This window comes from Clostridiisalibacter paucivorans DSM 22131, assembly GCF_000620125.1.
Classification (GTDB): domain Bacteria; phylum Bacillota; class Clostridia; order Tissierellales; family Clostridiisalibacteraceae; genus Clostridiisalibacter; species Clostridiisalibacter paucivorans.
In genome coordinates this window covers 22,629-36,649 of the sequence record NZ_JHVL01000018.1, presented here as the reverse complement: position 1 = coordinate 36,649, position 14,021 = coordinate 22,629, and the positions used below count along the sequence as shown (strand labels likewise).

Below are 14,021 nucleotides of genomic sequence, written 5' to 3'. Positions count from 1 at the left end.
TAATCTATACTTACTAAATCATACTATTCCTCAAAATTATCTTCTATATATTTTTCAGCTTGGGTTGCAGCTATAGCTCCATCTGCACATGCAGTAACCACTTGTCTTAAAGATTTAACTCTACAATCTCCTACCGCAAAAACTCCATCTATATTTGTATGCATATTTTCATCAGTTATTATATACCCTCTATCATCCATATTTATAACATCTTTAAATAAATCTGTTTGGGGAATATATCCTATAAATACAAATATTCCAAAAGTCCCATCTTCTTCATTTGCTCTAACAACTACATTCTCCCCTGTTTTCTTATTTTTAAGTATCATTTCTTCAACAATACCTTCACCTTTTATTTCCTCTACTATTGTATCCCACATAAAATCAATTTTTTCATTCTTAAATGCCTTCTCTTGAATAGATTTTGCCGCCCTCAATTTATCTCTTCTATGAACTATAGTTACCTTTCTAGCAAATTTTGATATATATATAGCCTCTTCAACTGCAGAATCTCCTCCCCCTATTACATATACATCAAATCCTTCAAAAAATGGTGCATCACATGTGGCACAATATGAGATACCCTTTCCTGCAAACTCTTTTTCTCCAGATATCCCCATAGGACGTGGTTTTGCTCCTGATGATATTATTATAGATTTGCATTTATATTCACCTTTTTGTCCTTTGATTATTTTAATCTTATTATCTAAATTTACTGATATAACAGTATCTATTACTTGCTTTACACCAAAACCCTCAGCTTGCTCTACCATTCTATCTACCAAAGCTGGTCCTGTAGCATCCTTCATTGCCCCTGGATAATTTTCTACATCCTCTGTAGTTACTATCTGTCCACCAGCTCTTTCTTTTTCTATTAATAATGTATCTAATCTAGACCTACCAGCATAAATTCCAGCACTAAGACCACCGGGTCCTCCTCCTATTATTATCAAATCATAAATTTTTTCCATGATATCATCTCCTCTATATTTTTATTTCTTAAAAATCTTTATACCCTCTTCCACTCTTTTTAAAATTTTTCCGATATTATAGTATAGTCAATAAATTTAAAATCCTCTAAAATTTCATCAGAGTAGCACTTTATTTCAGAATTTTTTAAAAATTTAGATGCTACACTAATACTATTTTCTATTACTTTTAAGCCATTTATATCTAGCTTTCCCTTATCTTTTGAAATAATTATAGTCTTATAGGGATTTTCATTGGGTTTTACACTACTAAACAATGGATGAGATATTAATTTATGACCTTGATGAACTCTATCTCTAGCTAAAATTAATATATCCATTATATTTACATCATAGTACAATATTTCTCCATTGACATAATCCATATTCCTTATCAATGGATTATTAGTTATTATAATCATAATTTATCACAACCTAATTTTTTTATGAAAATGATTTCTTTTAACGGTAAATAAAAAAACAGAGAAACAAGCACTAGAATTCCAGTGCCTTATCTCTGTTTTAAACCTGAGAGTTTCTTCTTTAATAAAACCTCAAGAATTGCCCCTTCGGTGCTTTCGCTCTTCAGAGTACTGTCCAAATACGGTCCTTTTGCCTGAGAGTATCATCACAGGTCGGCAATACCTCTGATTTACTCCTTCGGCGCCAAAACTTTGAACTCTCCCGCATTTTTCCTCCAGTTATAATTTATTCAATTTATGTATAATTCTTTAGTACTATTATAATATAGAGTGTGCTATTATACAATAAATCTATAATTGTTTTTTATTAAATTTTTTTATTATTTATATAACAAAAATAACCTACATTAACAAAATTACAACTCTATTAACTCATATTCCCTAGATCCCATTCCTATGCTTTCAGCATATTCTAAAACCGTTCTTCCATTTTCTCCTGAAGGTAATCCTCCAAATTTATCTTCTCCTGCTCCATGATTGCATTTCAAATTACTATTACTATGGCCAATTTGTGCATCTATAAGGTCTAAACTTGCCTGATCTATTGCTACAGGATCATAAGATGCCAAAATTCCTACATCATTAATTATAGGCTCATCACTCCATGGTACACAATCACATAATGGTGTTACATTCATAACAAAATTAAAGTATACTACCTTATTTTTTTTATTCTTTATGGCACCATAGGCAAATTCAGCCATTTTCTCTAAAAATACAACTCTATCTGTCTTCCACTGTACTTTTATAGCCCTTTTAGGACAGACAGTAACACATTCTCCACACCCTATACATATTTCAGGACTTATCTCTGCCTTTCTTTGGTCCAATGTTATTGCATCTACAGGACAGTTTTGGACACAAGCACTACATCCTACACATTTCTGTTGATTAACCTTTGGCTTTGCATCTGAATGTTGCATCTGTTTTCCTGCCGCACTAGCACAGCCCATAGCCAAATTCTTTATAGTCCCTCCAAATCCTGCCAACTCATGACCTTTTACATGGCTCAATACTATCATAGAGTTGGCATTATATATCTCTCCTGCAATCTTAACTTCATCAAAGTGCTTTAAATTTACATTTACACCTATAGAATTTTTACTATATAATCCATCGGCTATAATTATGGGAGCATTTACCACTGGATATGCAAATCCATTTTCTATAGCAGTCTGAATATGGCTTATGCTATTGGTTCTACTTCCAGTATACAATGTATTTGTGTCAGTCAAAAATGGCTGTCCTCCTACTTCCTTAACCTTACCTACTATCTGTCTTACAAATATAGGGTTTAAAAAAGTATTCATCCCTTTTTCTCCAAAATGTAATTTTATAGCAGTCATATCATTGTCTTCTAAAATCTTATATGCTTCTACCTTGTCAAAAAGCCTTTTAATCTTATTGGGAATATTATTCTTTTTACTCCCTGTCTTAAAATCAGTAAAAAATACTTTGCTTGCCATTCTATAATTCCCCCTTTTATATTAAATATTATACTAAAAAAATAGATATAAAATAAGGGAGAAAATCATTAGAATTACATTGCTATTTGCAACTCTATTTTCTCCCGACTCTACAATCTTAAAAATATTAAAATTCTTAAGGCTTATATAGTAGATTAACAATAAGACTATGTTTATTATAATAATCTACTTTAGCGCATCAAGTATGGTTAGTGCTATATTAGACGAATGGTCTGCTATTCGTTCAAGGTTACTTATAATATCTAAAAATATTACCCCTGATGTGGGCTCACATGACATAATATTTAATCTCTCTATATGATTAGATCTATATTTCTTTTCTAACAAATCAATTTCTTCTTCATATCTGATAACATCTCTGGCTATATCTCCATTGGCACTTTTAAATGCCACCATAGATGCCTTAAAGGCATGTTCCACATTTTCGAACATATTTTCTAATTCTTCTATAGCATCTTCAGAAAAATCTGAATTATCATCTATACTGTATTGGGCCAATTCAGCTATATTATCTGCATGGTCTCCTATTCTCTCTAAGTCATTTATAGTATTAAACAAGGTCTTAACTGTTTCATTCTGTCCCTTAGTCAATGGTGCATTAGAGAGCTCAATTAAGTACTTAGTAATATCCTTCTCTAGTCTATTTATATTTTTTTCCCTTTCAAAAACCTGTTTAATTAAATTTTCATCCTTTTTCAAAAATGCATCCCTCGATATTTCAAAGGAAGATTGTACTATCTTTCCCATCCTCAATACTTCTTTAGAGGCTTGACCTACTGCTATTGATGGTGTTTCAATTATCCTTGAATCTAGATATTTTAATCCTTGAGGTTCTGGCTCATCTCCTGGTACAAGTCTCTTTGCAGCCATTACTATAAAACCTGCAAATGGAAATTGTATAGCAACATTAGATATGTTAAAGAATGTATGTGCATTTGCTATCTGCCTCTGAATATCATTAGGACTTAACCGCTGCACAAGGGATTGTATTGGGTACCTCAATATAAACATAAATATAGCAGTTCCTATAAGATTAAATAATAAGTGCATTATAGCTGCCCTTTTGGCAGTTGTACTTGCCCCAATACTAGACAATAAAGCAGTTACACATGTCCCAATATTATCTCCAAACAATATTGGAAGGGCCATATCTATTGTTATAAAACCTTCACTGGCTAATGCCAATAAAAGAGCCATGGAAGCACTACTACTTTGTACTGCAGCAGTAATACCAAATCCTACTAAAATCCCTACAAAAGGATTTTTAAGACTAATCATAATATCCCTAAATACTGGAGAAGTTCTTAAAGGTTTTAACGCCCCTGACATAAAACTCATACCTATAAATAATATACCAAAACCTATTAATATTTCAGCCATTTCTTTGTGTTTCTTTTTTGAAGAAAATAACCATATAGCCACACCTATTGCGATTACCAGTGGTGCAATATCTGTTAATTTAAATGCAATAAGCTGTGCTGTAACAGTAGTTCCTATATTAGCTCCCATTATAACCCCTATAGCTTGGGATAACTGCATCAATCCTGCATTAACAAAGCCCACTACCATAACTGTGGTGGCACTACTACTTTGAATAATCATAGTGACAACAGTACCAACTAATACTCCCATAAACCTATTATTAGTTAGAATTTCTATAAGTCTTTTTAATCTTTCACCAGCAACTTTTTGGAGACTCATCCCCATAAGATTCATTCCATAAAGAAATAAACCTAGACCACCTACTACACCAAAAGCTATGTCCATTACAAATCCTCCCATGTTTTCTTGTTTTAAAAAACACATACCAAAATGCGCACAATAAATATAATATAATAATTTTTATATACTTTTGTTAAATCCATGTTAAATAGTTCATATATATTTAATATTTTTTTGGTGTCCTCATACAAGGTTTGGAAACTTTATTTGTCTCAATGCTTCATATATAATTATCCCTGCTGAAGTAGCCAGATTTAATGATCTAGCATCTTTGTTTTCTATCATAGGTATTCTCATACACCTTTCCTCGTTGGCATTTAAAATTTCCATAGGTATACCTGCTGTTTCTTTTCCAAACACTAAATATGCATCATCGAAAAAATCCATGCTTGTATAAAAATTCCCTCCTTTCGTTGTAGCATAAAAAAATTTTTCTTCCCCTACTTTATTTAATAATTGCTCAAAATTATCATAATAATTTATATCTAATAAATGCCAATAGTCAAGCCCTGCTCTTTTTAAATACTTATCATCTACAGAAAAACCCAAAGGCTTTACCAAATGTAAAGATGTACCTGTTGCTGCACAAGTCCTTGCTATATTCCCTGTGTTCTGAGGTATCTCTGGCTCAATTAAAACTACATTAAGTGACATAATAACATCTCCTACCCTTCATCGAATATTTCTAATAAAATTTCCTAAGACAGTGAAAAACCATGGAATCTTTCAAAATACAAATTCTCATATTTTCTCCATGGATTTTAAAATTTCTATATTTTCTCTAAAAATACTTTCAAAAAAATTATACCATATTTTTTGTTTTCTAAAATATCTTTTCAATTATTTTTGCAACTCCATCATTATCATTTGTATCAGTAATTATATCTGCAAAATCCTTAACCATTTTTTCTCCATTACCCATAGCTACACTCATGCCTGCAAACTTTAACATAGATAAATCATTCTCGTTATCTCCTATAGCCACTACTTCCTCAGGTTTTATACTATATAAATTACATAACTCCTTTAATGCATTACCTTTAGATACGCCTTTGTTCATTATATCAAGACTGCCTCTCCAAGAACTTACTATTTCTATGTCTTGATTAATAGAAAGTTGTCTTCTCACATCCTCTAATTTATATTCCTCTTTATCCATTGTAACTATTTTATAGACATCTAATTCTTTATTTTCTAAAATTTCCTCAATTTTATCTATAACCTTTATTTTTATTTTATCCTCTTTAGGTTGTTTTTTATTCCAATTATAGTACTTTAATGCATTATATTTTAATTCTTTGGCATAAAAGGTATCACTATCATAAAAGTGATAATACATATTTTCTTCTTCAAAACAATCTAATATTTGTTTTAAATCCTCATAATCAACTGGATTTTCGTATAATATCTTTCCATCCTCATGGGATTTTATATATGCACCATTACACGCTATAATGGGAGTTTTAATTCCCAGTATTTTACTATAGTGTAATGCAGATGTAAAGATTCTTCCTGTTGATATTACCACATCTACATCTTTCTTAGATAATTCCTTCAATACAGTCTTATTCCTTTCAGATATTTCATTGCTACTACTAAGTAGTGTTCCATCCATATCAATGGCGACCATTTTATAATTCAATTAAATACACCTCATTTTTTTCTAATATATCCTACTGTATTATACCTTAATACTAATTGAAATTGAATACAAGATTTATTTATGATATAATCCTTTTAAAATTACAATATTAATATATTTTAATAAAATGGAGGGAAATGCTGAAAATCAGTTATTTATTATGACTAATTCTAGAAAAAAATATTTGAAAAATATAAAAAAAATAGTAGTAAAAGTTGGAACTTCTACTATAACACATCCTACAGGACTTTTAGATTTAAATCGTATGGAAAGTATAGTACGCCAATTGGTCAATATTCATAATCAAGATATACAAATTGTACTGGTCAGTTCTGGTGCCATAGGTGCTGGAATGGGAAAATTAGGATTGAAAAAAAGACCTAAAACCATACCTGAAAAACAGTCTATAGCAGCTGTAGGACAGGGGATACTTTTGCATATGTATGAAAAACTCTTTTCAGAATATGGTAAAACTATAGCTCAAATCTTACTGACAAAGGACGATATAGATCATCAAACTCGTTTTTTTAATGCTCGAAATACATGCTTAACCTTAATTGATAAGCATGTTATTCCCATCGTAAATGAAAATGATGCAGTGGCTGTAGATGAAATCAAAGTAGGAGATAACGACACTTTATCAGCATTAGTAGCTAAATTGATTGGAGCTGATTTACTAATAATTTTATCTGATATAGATGGTCTATATGACTGCAATCCTAAAGAGTATGATGAGGCTTGCCTTATTCACTATGTAGATAGAATAACTCCTCAATTAGAGGCTATGGCTGGTAATCCTGGTAGTATTTTGGGTACAGGTGGTATGGTTACCAAAATCAATGCAGCAAAAATAGCTACATCTGCTGGTGCTTCTATGATAATTGCCAACGGTTCCATTTATAATGTGATCAATTCTATATTAGAAGGCGAAGAAATAGGAACTTTATTTGACGCAGATTGTAAGATTTTAAAATAAAGAAGGAGGGTTTCTGTGGACATTAAAAATTATGTATTAGAAAAGGCTAAGAAAGCTAAAAAGGCATCAAGAATACTTGCCACTATGGATACCAATACAAAAAATAAGGCCCTTTTAAAGATGTCCGATGCACTTATTAGAAAAATGGATTTCATTTTAGAAGCAAATAGCAAAGACATAGAGGCTGGTAGACATAAAGGATTATCTAAATCTCTAATTGACAGATTGCTTCTTACAGAAGATAGAATTAAAGACATATCTGATGGATTACGAAAGATTGCCGACCTTAAAGATCCCATAGGAGAAGTAATATCTATGTGGAAAAGACCTAATAACCTTAAAATAGGACAAGTCAAAGTACCTTTAGGGGTTATTGGTATGATTTATGAAGCTAGACCAAATGTCACTGTGGATGCTGCTGCCTTATGTCTTAAGTCAGGAAATGTTGTTATTTTACGTGGTGGGTCAGAAGCAATCAATTCCAATATAGCCCTATCTAATATTATAATTGATGCTGCTATTTCTTCAGGCCTTCCCGAGGGATGTATTCAATTATTAGAAATCCCTGACAGAGAAGCAGTTAATGAAATGATGAAATTAAACAAATATATTGATATTCTTATACCTAGAGGTGGCGCTGGACTTATACAAAATGTGGTAAATAATTCAACAGTTCCAGTTATACAAACTGGTGTTGGTAACTGTCATATATATATAGATAATTATGCAGATCTAGATATGGCAGAAAAAATAGTTATAAATGCTAAAACTCAACGCCCTGCTGTTTGTAATACTATGGAAACTCTTTTGGTTCATAAGGATGTGGCAAAGGATTTTTTACCTAAAATATATCACTCTCTAACTAACTTAGATGTAGAGATACGGGGATGTGAAAAAACTAAAATTATAATTCCTGATGTTATTGATGCCAATGAAAAAGATTGGAATACAGAATACTTAGATCTCATACTAGCTGTTAAAGTGGTAGATTCTATAGATCAAGCTATAGATCATATATATCAATATGGTACTGGTCATTCAGAAGCTATAATAACTGATAACTACACTAATTCTCAAAAATTCTTATTAGAAATAGATGCCGCTGCTGTCTATGTAAATGCATCTACTCGTTTTACAGATGGAAGTAGATATGGATTTGGTGCTGAAATAGGCATAAGCACTCAAAAACTTCACACCAGAGGACCAATGGGATTAGATCAATTAACTACTATCAAATATATAGGATATGGTGAAGGACAAACTACTTAATTTAAGTGAAATTAAATTTTAACTATAGGTGCCTATGATATTATAGGTGAAAAGGGAATGGAGTGAAAGTCTCCAGCGGTCCCACCGCTGTAATGGTGAGTTCTGTTATGTTAAAACCACTGTCTTATTCATAAGATGGGAAGGTATAAGAGAATTATGACCCAGAGCCAGAAGACCTGCCTTTAGTTATTTGTTTTTAACGAATGATGGAAAAGTTCGTGGTGTTTTTGTTATACAAAAACACCACGAACTTTTTTTATTATAAACATATCTTATAAAAAATGAGGAGGTCAAAATATGGAACTTTTAAATCAAACTATCAATAATATTAAAGATTTAGACTCAAAAATGATGAAAAAATCAAGAGAAAGGGTAGATAATTTAATAAAACCTATAGGAAGTCTAGGTAAACTAGAAGATATCCTTATACAGCTTTGTGGTATTACAGGTAAATTATATCCAAAAGTAGATAATAAAGCTGTAATAGTTATGGCTGCAGATCATGGTGTTTTTGAAGAGTCTGTAGCATCTACTCCCCAAGAAGTGACTTATATACAGACATTAAACTTTGCTAGAGGAGTGACAGGCGTATGTGCTTTAGCTAAACAAAACAATACTAAGGTAATCCCTGTAGATATTGGTGTTATAAGAGATATAGATTCCTCTAAAGTTATCAATAAAAAAATAAGGTATGGTACTGCCAATATGACAAAAGGACCTGCAATGACTAGAGACGAGGCCATAAAAGCAATAGAAGTAGGGATAGAAATTGCTCAACAAGAAATAGATAATGGAATAAATTTATTAGCTACTGGAGAAATGGGGATAGCCAATACCACTGCTAGCACAGCTGTTTTATCTGTATTGGCTAGCTTAGATCCCAAGACAATTGTAGGAGTTGGTGCCAATCTCCCTGTAGAGTCTCTGCCAACCAAAATCAATGCCATAAAAAAAGCTATTGATAAAAATAATCCTGATCCATTAGATCCCATAGATGTTCTCCATAAAGTAGGTGGACTAGATATTGCAGGTATGACCGGTGTAATGTTAGCAGGTGCCGCAAATAGAGTTCCTATAGTCATAGATGGTACTATAGCTACAGTCTCTGCTATAATAGCTTCTAAAATAGCTCCTAAATCATTAAAATACTTTTTCCCATCTCATGCATCTGCAGATAAAAGTGGATATGCCGCCTCTACAATATTGGGCCTAGAACCTATGCTCCATATGAATATGAGACTAGGAGAAGGTTCTGGTGCAGTTTTAGCATTTAATATTATAGAGTCATCTACTTTCATGAATAAAGAAATGATAACATTTGAAGAAGCAGGAATATCATTATAATAAAAACTATGGCATAAATATTATAATTAGTGGTACAATACTGTTTTATAAGAATTGATTGAAGTTTTTTCCAATATCTTTTTTACACCTTCAAACTCTTTTTTGTAAACAACTATTGTACCTTTTTCATTTTCTATATAATCAATAAATATATCAACAAATTCCATATTACCTTCTTCTATCATTATCCAATAATCATTTTCGCTTAATTTTTTAAATAATATCTTCTCACTTTCTATATCTCCTTTTCCATTACATATATTCATATTTATATTATTTAATTTTATATTTATGTTTTTTGCATTCTTTATTATTATGCTATATAAAGGAGATATTCTATTTTTCATATTAGTCATAATAGCGTAAGGTGAAATTGGTCTATTCAATATATCTCTAATAATAGGCAAACTGTCATATAATATATCTGTATGATCACTCTCCAAGAAATGTTTTCTTCCACACATATTACATGCACTTTCTATGGTCACAGTTCCATCTCCAAAAATAGTATTTATATTATTATATGGCTGGCCATCCCACCATTTCTCCTCGGTGTTACTTTTACTCACTTGTATATATTTATTAGTTTTTTTGTCTGTACCACATATTAGATCTGTTAAAACTCCATAGCTATGGCTTAAATCTTTATATCTATTTAATATATTTAAAAATGTATTTTTACATTTCATACTATTTATAGGCACAAATGTACTAGCCCCTTTAAATATTAAATAATCTCCATATTCTTCTGATGGTAAAAGCTCTTTTACAGATGGAAATTCACTGTGCAATATACACATATCATCCTTTTTTTTCGATGCTTTTAAATACCAAACAAATCCTTTCCACAACATATTTAAAAATGGATTATCACCCACTGTACTTTCAGGTAACTGTCCTCCTTCCCAAAAATAATATGCATTAGCAGACCCTGCATTGGGAGTCGCTATCATTATAATTTTATCTATATCATACATATATAATTCACTTTGTATATATGCCCTAGCCAATAAGCCTCCCATACTATGACATAACAAGTCTACATTTTCTACTCCTGTTCTTTCCTTGGCTTTTTCTATTATGGGCAGTAAATATTGCTTTGCAGAATACCTATTTTCTTTTCTCCAATCATAAAAACATATATATAAATCCTTTTCCTCTTCATACCCCATATTTATAAGCCCTTCTATAAAGGGCCTATAAATATATTCTGCAATCCCAAAATCAAATTTCCCATATCCAGGTATAATATCTTCTCCCAATGACCCTAATATACCTGGTATAAAAATTAATGGTTTATTTACATATTTATAATAACCCATCAAATCACATCCTAATAAAAAATATAAAGTATATATTATCTATATGCAAAACATAAACTTTTAGAGACTTATAAAAAAAGTTAGTATCTATTAGTTAGTGGTTAGCAGTTAATGAAAAAATCCTATAGATTTTATCATTGAACTACTTACTACTAACTATTATCTACTAACTCTTTAATAATAGTTAAAAGAAAAGACTTCTATCCATCTATATAAGCTATCCCATTTCTACTATATTTTATTTTATGGCCTTCTAATTCCAAAAGTTCAATCTTGTATTCCAGTCCCCCACTATATCCTACAAGTTTTCCATCCTTTCCTATAACTCTATGACAAGGTATTACTATAGGTATGGGGTTCTTGCCATTTGCCATCCCTACTGCCCTCATAGCTTTAGAATTACCTATTTTTTCAGCAATATATCCATAACTTCTAACTTCTCCATAAGGTATATTTAAAAGTTCACTCCAAACATTTTTTTGAAACTTTGTTCCTTGCATGAATATAGGATATGTAAATTTTATCTTTTCACCTTTTAAATAACGGTCCAGTTGATCTGTAAAATATATGTCTTCTTTCTTTTTTTCTACTTTATTAAAATTATCATTGAGCCAAACCAATAGCTTGTCTTCATTTTTCTTATTTAATTCCAAAGCTACCAATTCATCTCCATTATATGCAATAAGCATATCACCTAATACAGTTTTAACGTCCCAATATTTTATATTCATCAGATTGCTCCTTTTAGCTCCCCTTTAGTTATCTGCCATTGCTCCCTTGCCATTTTTTCCAATCTGGGGTTATTTCTTATTCTCCTATCAGATACTATATTGCCAAACCATTTAATAGATTCATTCTTTTCTCCCAACCGTCTCAGTATTTCACCTATTAGATATCCTACCGTTAATTCGTCCATTCCACCATAAGACAAGTCTTCATTAGAGTATGCATCTTCATATAAATCTAGAGTGTATTTTAAAAATCTATTCTCATTCTTTTCTTCATGCTTCAATCTATATAACCATGCTATCCTTAATGTTATACCTCCAATCTCATATTTTTTATAATTCAATAGTTCCCCACAATATAACGCAAGTTTATACCCTTCAATCGCCGCACCTAATGTCCTTTCATTACAATAATTTTTGCCTTTCCAACGTGCAAAAACTTTTTCTTTTATAATATTTATATCATTAAAATTCATAGATTTGAACCGCTTATCCATAGCTGAATATCCACAATTTGGGCATACATTTACATTATATTTTATAGGATTTTCTCCTTTATAATATTTCATAAAATCTGTATCTATTTTATCTACCCTAGCCCTTGACCTTTTTACTTTTAATGTCTTAAATTCATTTTTACATACCGGACAATTTATCGTTTTGTAATATAATTCTTCTAGCATATTTTCCTCCTACTCCTGTTCTTTACCTACTTTTATTACTTCTTTTCTTCCTTTATATACATCTTTAGATATAAGTTCCTTAGATAGTATATCTTTTCCTTGTTTTATGATTTTATATGTATTTACTTTATAGCCCCATCTTCCCTTTTGAATTACTTTCCTTTCCCCTGCTTTCATATTGGGATCAACAACAACCTCTTGCTTTGGTTTTATGCTTTGGACTACACTAGGCACTATCTCTATATCTTTCTTAAGTTTTTCATTACCATATATATTTATCTCCATTTTTCCTTTTTCAGATATTGCTTCAATATATATTGCCTCAGGCAAAGAATTTTTAAACTTAAAGTCTAAATACATCGTAAACCACCGTAGCATCTCTACCCTTTCCTATATAAGATAATGGCAAGGAATGATTATGCCTTTCTAATATGTCTAATCCTGACAGCAATACTGCATTATATAATGTAGAAGATACCTGACATACACCACCACCTACCTCTGGCACTAATTCTCCATTTATAATTACAGGGGCTTTTTTATACCCATTATCTGAATTTCTAACACCAGTTGCCTTATTGAATGAAAATTTTTCATTCGGCATCAATATTTTATTATTTATAGTATTGGTAGCCTGAACAATATTATTAACCCTATTTTTTTTACTTGTATTATATCTAGTAACAAAGCTGCCTAGAACACTATTTATAGTTTCAATATCTTTCTCAACTATTGTAGGGCTTTTTTCCATTACAGGTATATCTATAATACTATCTTTTCCTATACTATTTATTAATATCTCTTTCAAGCTATCGCTATCCACTTTTTTACCTATTATCTCAGGTACAATATCTATTCTGTCATTATCGATTTTCACACTGGCATTTTGGGCTTCCGAATTTATATCTTTCTCCATAGATTTTACAAACTCTTCAAGTTTAGATATATCATATGTATACTCCATATCATAATCCCTCTCATTAATCAAGCCAGTTAAAAATGTCTTTATTTTATTTATATTTGTTTTCGTGTCTATATCTTGATAAATTTTTTCTATCGTCTTGTCATAATCATAATTTATTCCTAATTTTTCATAATCATGTACATATTCATCTTCTTTATATTTTAACTTAATATATCTATCTTTTAATTTATTATGTAATTGATCCCTCAAATGTTTCTTTGCTTCTTCTTTATTCATACCCTCTATTGATATACCAGACACATTTACTCCATTAATCATATCATCTATTGATAAAATATAGATTACTGTTACAGCGGTCATAATAAAAAAAATTATACATATGTATATAGCTAATTTAGTTCTTCTATTTGAATTTGGCATACTATATTTAATCCTCCTTTAAATATACATACAGTTATCTTTCCCTATATTAA

Annotated in this window: 14 protein-coding genes and 2 riboswitches; of the genes, 3 read left to right on the top strand and 11 right to left on the bottom strand. The window is 30.8% G+C overall.

Going from position 1 to position 14,021, the window contains the following annotated elements; translation table 11 throughout:
• Positions 1 to 23 precede the first annotated feature (23 nt).
• The 6 genes from trxB to Q326_RS0107415 form a co-directional block, all read right to left on the bottom strand.
• A complete protein-coding gene (gene trxB, locus Q326_RS0107445; protein WP_026894807.1) occupies positions 24 to 971 on the bottom strand; it encodes a thioredoxin-disulfide reductase in 948 nt (315 codons plus the stop codon).
• 59 nt (positions 972 to 1,030) lie between these two features.
• The gene (locus tag Q326_RS0107440) at positions 1,031 to 1,390 is read right to left on the bottom strand and encodes a GrdX family protein (protein ID WP_026894806.1); all 360 of its coding nucleotides are present in this window, start codon (positions 1,388 to 1,390) and stop codon (positions 1,031 to 1,033) included.
• 172 nt (positions 1,391 to 1,562) lie between these two features.
• Positions 1,563 to 1,665: riboswitch (glycine riboswitch) on the bottom strand.
• Between the two features lie 141 nt (positions 1,666 to 1,806).
• A complete protein-coding gene (locus Q326_RS0107435; protein ID WP_026894805.1) occupies positions 1,807 to 2,916 on the bottom strand; it encodes a DUF362 domain-containing protein in 1,110 nt (369 codons plus the stop codon).
• A gap of 186 nt (positions 2,917 to 3,102) precedes the next feature.
• Positions 3,103 to 4,704: a Na/Pi cotransporter family protein gene (locus tag Q326_RS0107430; RefSeq protein ID WP_026894804.1), complete on the bottom strand. Its 1,602-nt coding sequence runs from the start codon at positions 4,702 to 4,704 to the stop codon at positions 3,103 to 3,105.
• 138 nt (positions 4,705 to 4,842) lie between these two features.
• Complete coding sequence (gene trmL, locus Q326_RS0107425; RefSeq protein ID WP_026894803.1) at positions 4,843 to 5,313, bottom strand: tRNA (uridine(34)/cytosine(34)/5-carboxymethylaminomethyluridine(34)-2'-O)-methyltransferase TrmL; 471 nt, start codon at positions 5,311 to 5,313, stop codon at positions 4,843 to 4,845.
• 169 nt (positions 5,314 to 5,482) lie between these two features.
• Complete coding sequence (locus Q326_RS0107415; RefSeq protein WP_026894802.1) at positions 5,483 to 6,301, bottom strand: Cof-type HAD-IIB family hydrolase; 819 nt, start codon at positions 6,299 to 6,301, stop codon at positions 5,483 to 5,485.
• 184 nt (positions 6,302 to 6,485) lie between these two features.
• On the opposite strand from Q326_RS0107415, the gene proB reads away from it, so the two are divergent.
• The 3 genes from proB to cobT all read left to right on the top strand — a co-directional run bounded on the left by proB (position 6,486) and on the right by cobT (position 9,890).
• Positions 6,486 to 7,277 (top strand): glutamate 5-kinase, encoded by a 792-nt coding sequence (gene proB / locus Q326_RS0107410; RefSeq protein ID WP_245592071.1) that lies wholly within the window; start codon positions 6,486 to 6,488, stop codon positions 7,275 to 7,277.
• A gap of 15 nt (positions 7,278 to 7,292) precedes the next feature.
• On the top strand, positions 7,293 to 8,546 hold the full coding sequence (locus tag Q326_RS0107405; protein ID WP_026894800.1) for a glutamate-5-semialdehyde dehydrogenase: 1,254 nt from the start codon (positions 7,293 to 7,295) through the stop codon (positions 8,544 to 8,546).
• A 9-nt stretch (positions 8,547 to 8,555) separates the two neighbouring features.
• Positions 8,556 to 8,744: riboswitch (cobalamin riboswitch) on the top strand.
• Positions 8,745 to 8,843: 99 nt separating this feature from the next.
• Complete coding sequence (gene cobT, locus Q326_RS0107400) at positions 8,844 to 9,890, top strand: nicotinate-nucleotide--dimethylbenzimidazole phosphoribosyltransferase (protein WP_026894799.1); 1,047 nt, start codon at positions 8,844 to 8,846, stop codon at positions 9,888 to 9,890.
• 26 nt (positions 9,891 to 9,916) lie between these two features.
• Here the strand turns inward: cobT and Q326_RS16970 are convergent, their stop codons facing one another.
• From Q326_RS16970 to Q326_RS0107375, 5 genes are all read right to left on the bottom strand, one after another.
• Positions 9,917 to 11,212, bottom strand: coding sequence for an esterase/lipase family protein (locus Q326_RS16970; protein WP_051531295.1), 1,296 nt, complete (start codon positions 11,210 to 11,212; stop codon positions 9,917 to 9,919).
• A gap of 200 nt (positions 11,213 to 11,412) precedes the next feature.
• Positions 11,413 to 11,943: a methylated-DNA--[protein]-cysteine S-methyltransferase gene (locus tag Q326_RS0107390; protein WP_250160322.1), complete on the bottom strand. Its 531-nt coding sequence runs from the start codon at positions 11,941 to 11,943 to the stop codon at positions 11,413 to 11,415.
• On the bottom strand, positions 11,943 to 12,623 hold the full coding sequence (locus tag Q326_RS0107385) for a DUF2225 domain-containing protein (protein ID WP_026894797.1): 681 nt from the start codon (positions 12,621 to 12,623) through the stop codon (positions 11,943 to 11,945). The genes Q326_RS0107390 and Q326_RS0107385 overlap by 1 nt, the downstream gene beginning before the upstream one ends.
• A gap of 9 nt (positions 12,624 to 12,632) precedes the next feature.
• Positions 12,633 to 12,983 (bottom strand): G5 domain-containing protein, encoded by a 351-nt coding sequence (locus Q326_RS0107380; protein ID WP_026894796.1) that lies wholly within the window; start codon positions 12,981 to 12,983, stop codon positions 12,633 to 12,635.
• Positions 12,967 to 13,968 (bottom strand): VanW family protein, encoded by a 1,002-nt coding sequence (locus tag Q326_RS0107375; protein ID WP_026894795.1) that lies wholly within the window; start codon positions 13,966 to 13,968, stop codon positions 12,967 to 12,969. Before Q326_RS0107375 ends, Q326_RS0107380 begins: the two co-directional genes overlap by 17 nt.
• Positions 13,969 to 14,021: the final 53 nt, after the last annotated feature.

Excerpts from the sequence above, each read along its gene's own strand:
- Q326_RS0107440 (WP_026894806.1), bottom strand. The coding sequence starts at position 1,390 with ATGATTATAATAACTAATAATCCATTGATAAGGAATATGGATTATGTC.
- Q326_RS0107435 (WP_026894805.1), bottom strand. The coding sequence starts at position 2,916 with ATGGCAAGCAAAGTATTTTTTACTGATTTTAAGACAGGGAGTAAAAAG.
- Q326_RS0107380 (WP_026894796.1), bottom strand. The coding sequence starts at position 12,983 with ATGTATTTAGACTTTAAGTTTAAAAATTCTTTGCCTGAGGCAATATAT.
- Q326_RS16970 (WP_051531295.1), bottom strand. The coding sequence starts at position 11,212 with ATGGGTTATTATAAATATGTAAATAAACCATTAATTTTTATACCAGGT.
- Q326_RS0107390 (WP_250160322.1), bottom strand. The coding sequence starts at position 11,943 with ATGAATATAAAATATTGGGACGTTAAAACTGTATTAGGTGATATGCTT.
- trmL (WP_026894803.1), bottom strand. The coding sequence starts at position 5,313 with ATGTCACTTAATGTAGTTTTAATTGAGCCAGAGATACCTCAGAACACA.
- Q326_RS0107430 (WP_026894804.1), bottom strand. The coding sequence starts at position 4,704 with ATGGACATAGCTTTTGGTGTAGTAGGTGGTCTAGGTTTATTTCTTTAT.
- Q326_RS0107375 (WP_026894795.1), bottom strand. The coding sequence starts at position 13,968 with ATGCCAAATTCAAATAGAAGAACTAAATTAGCTATATACATATGTATA.
- Q326_RS0107385 (WP_026894797.1), bottom strand. The coding sequence starts at position 12,623 with ATGCTAGAAGAATTATATTACAAAACGATAAATTGTCCGGTATGTAAA.
- cobT (WP_026894799.1), top strand. The coding sequence starts at position 8,844 with ATGGAACTTTTAAATCAAACTATCAATAATATTAAAGATTTAGACTCA.
- trxB (WP_026894807.1), bottom strand. The coding sequence starts at position 971 with ATGGAAAAAATTTATGATTTGATAATAATAGGAGGAGGACCCGGTGGT.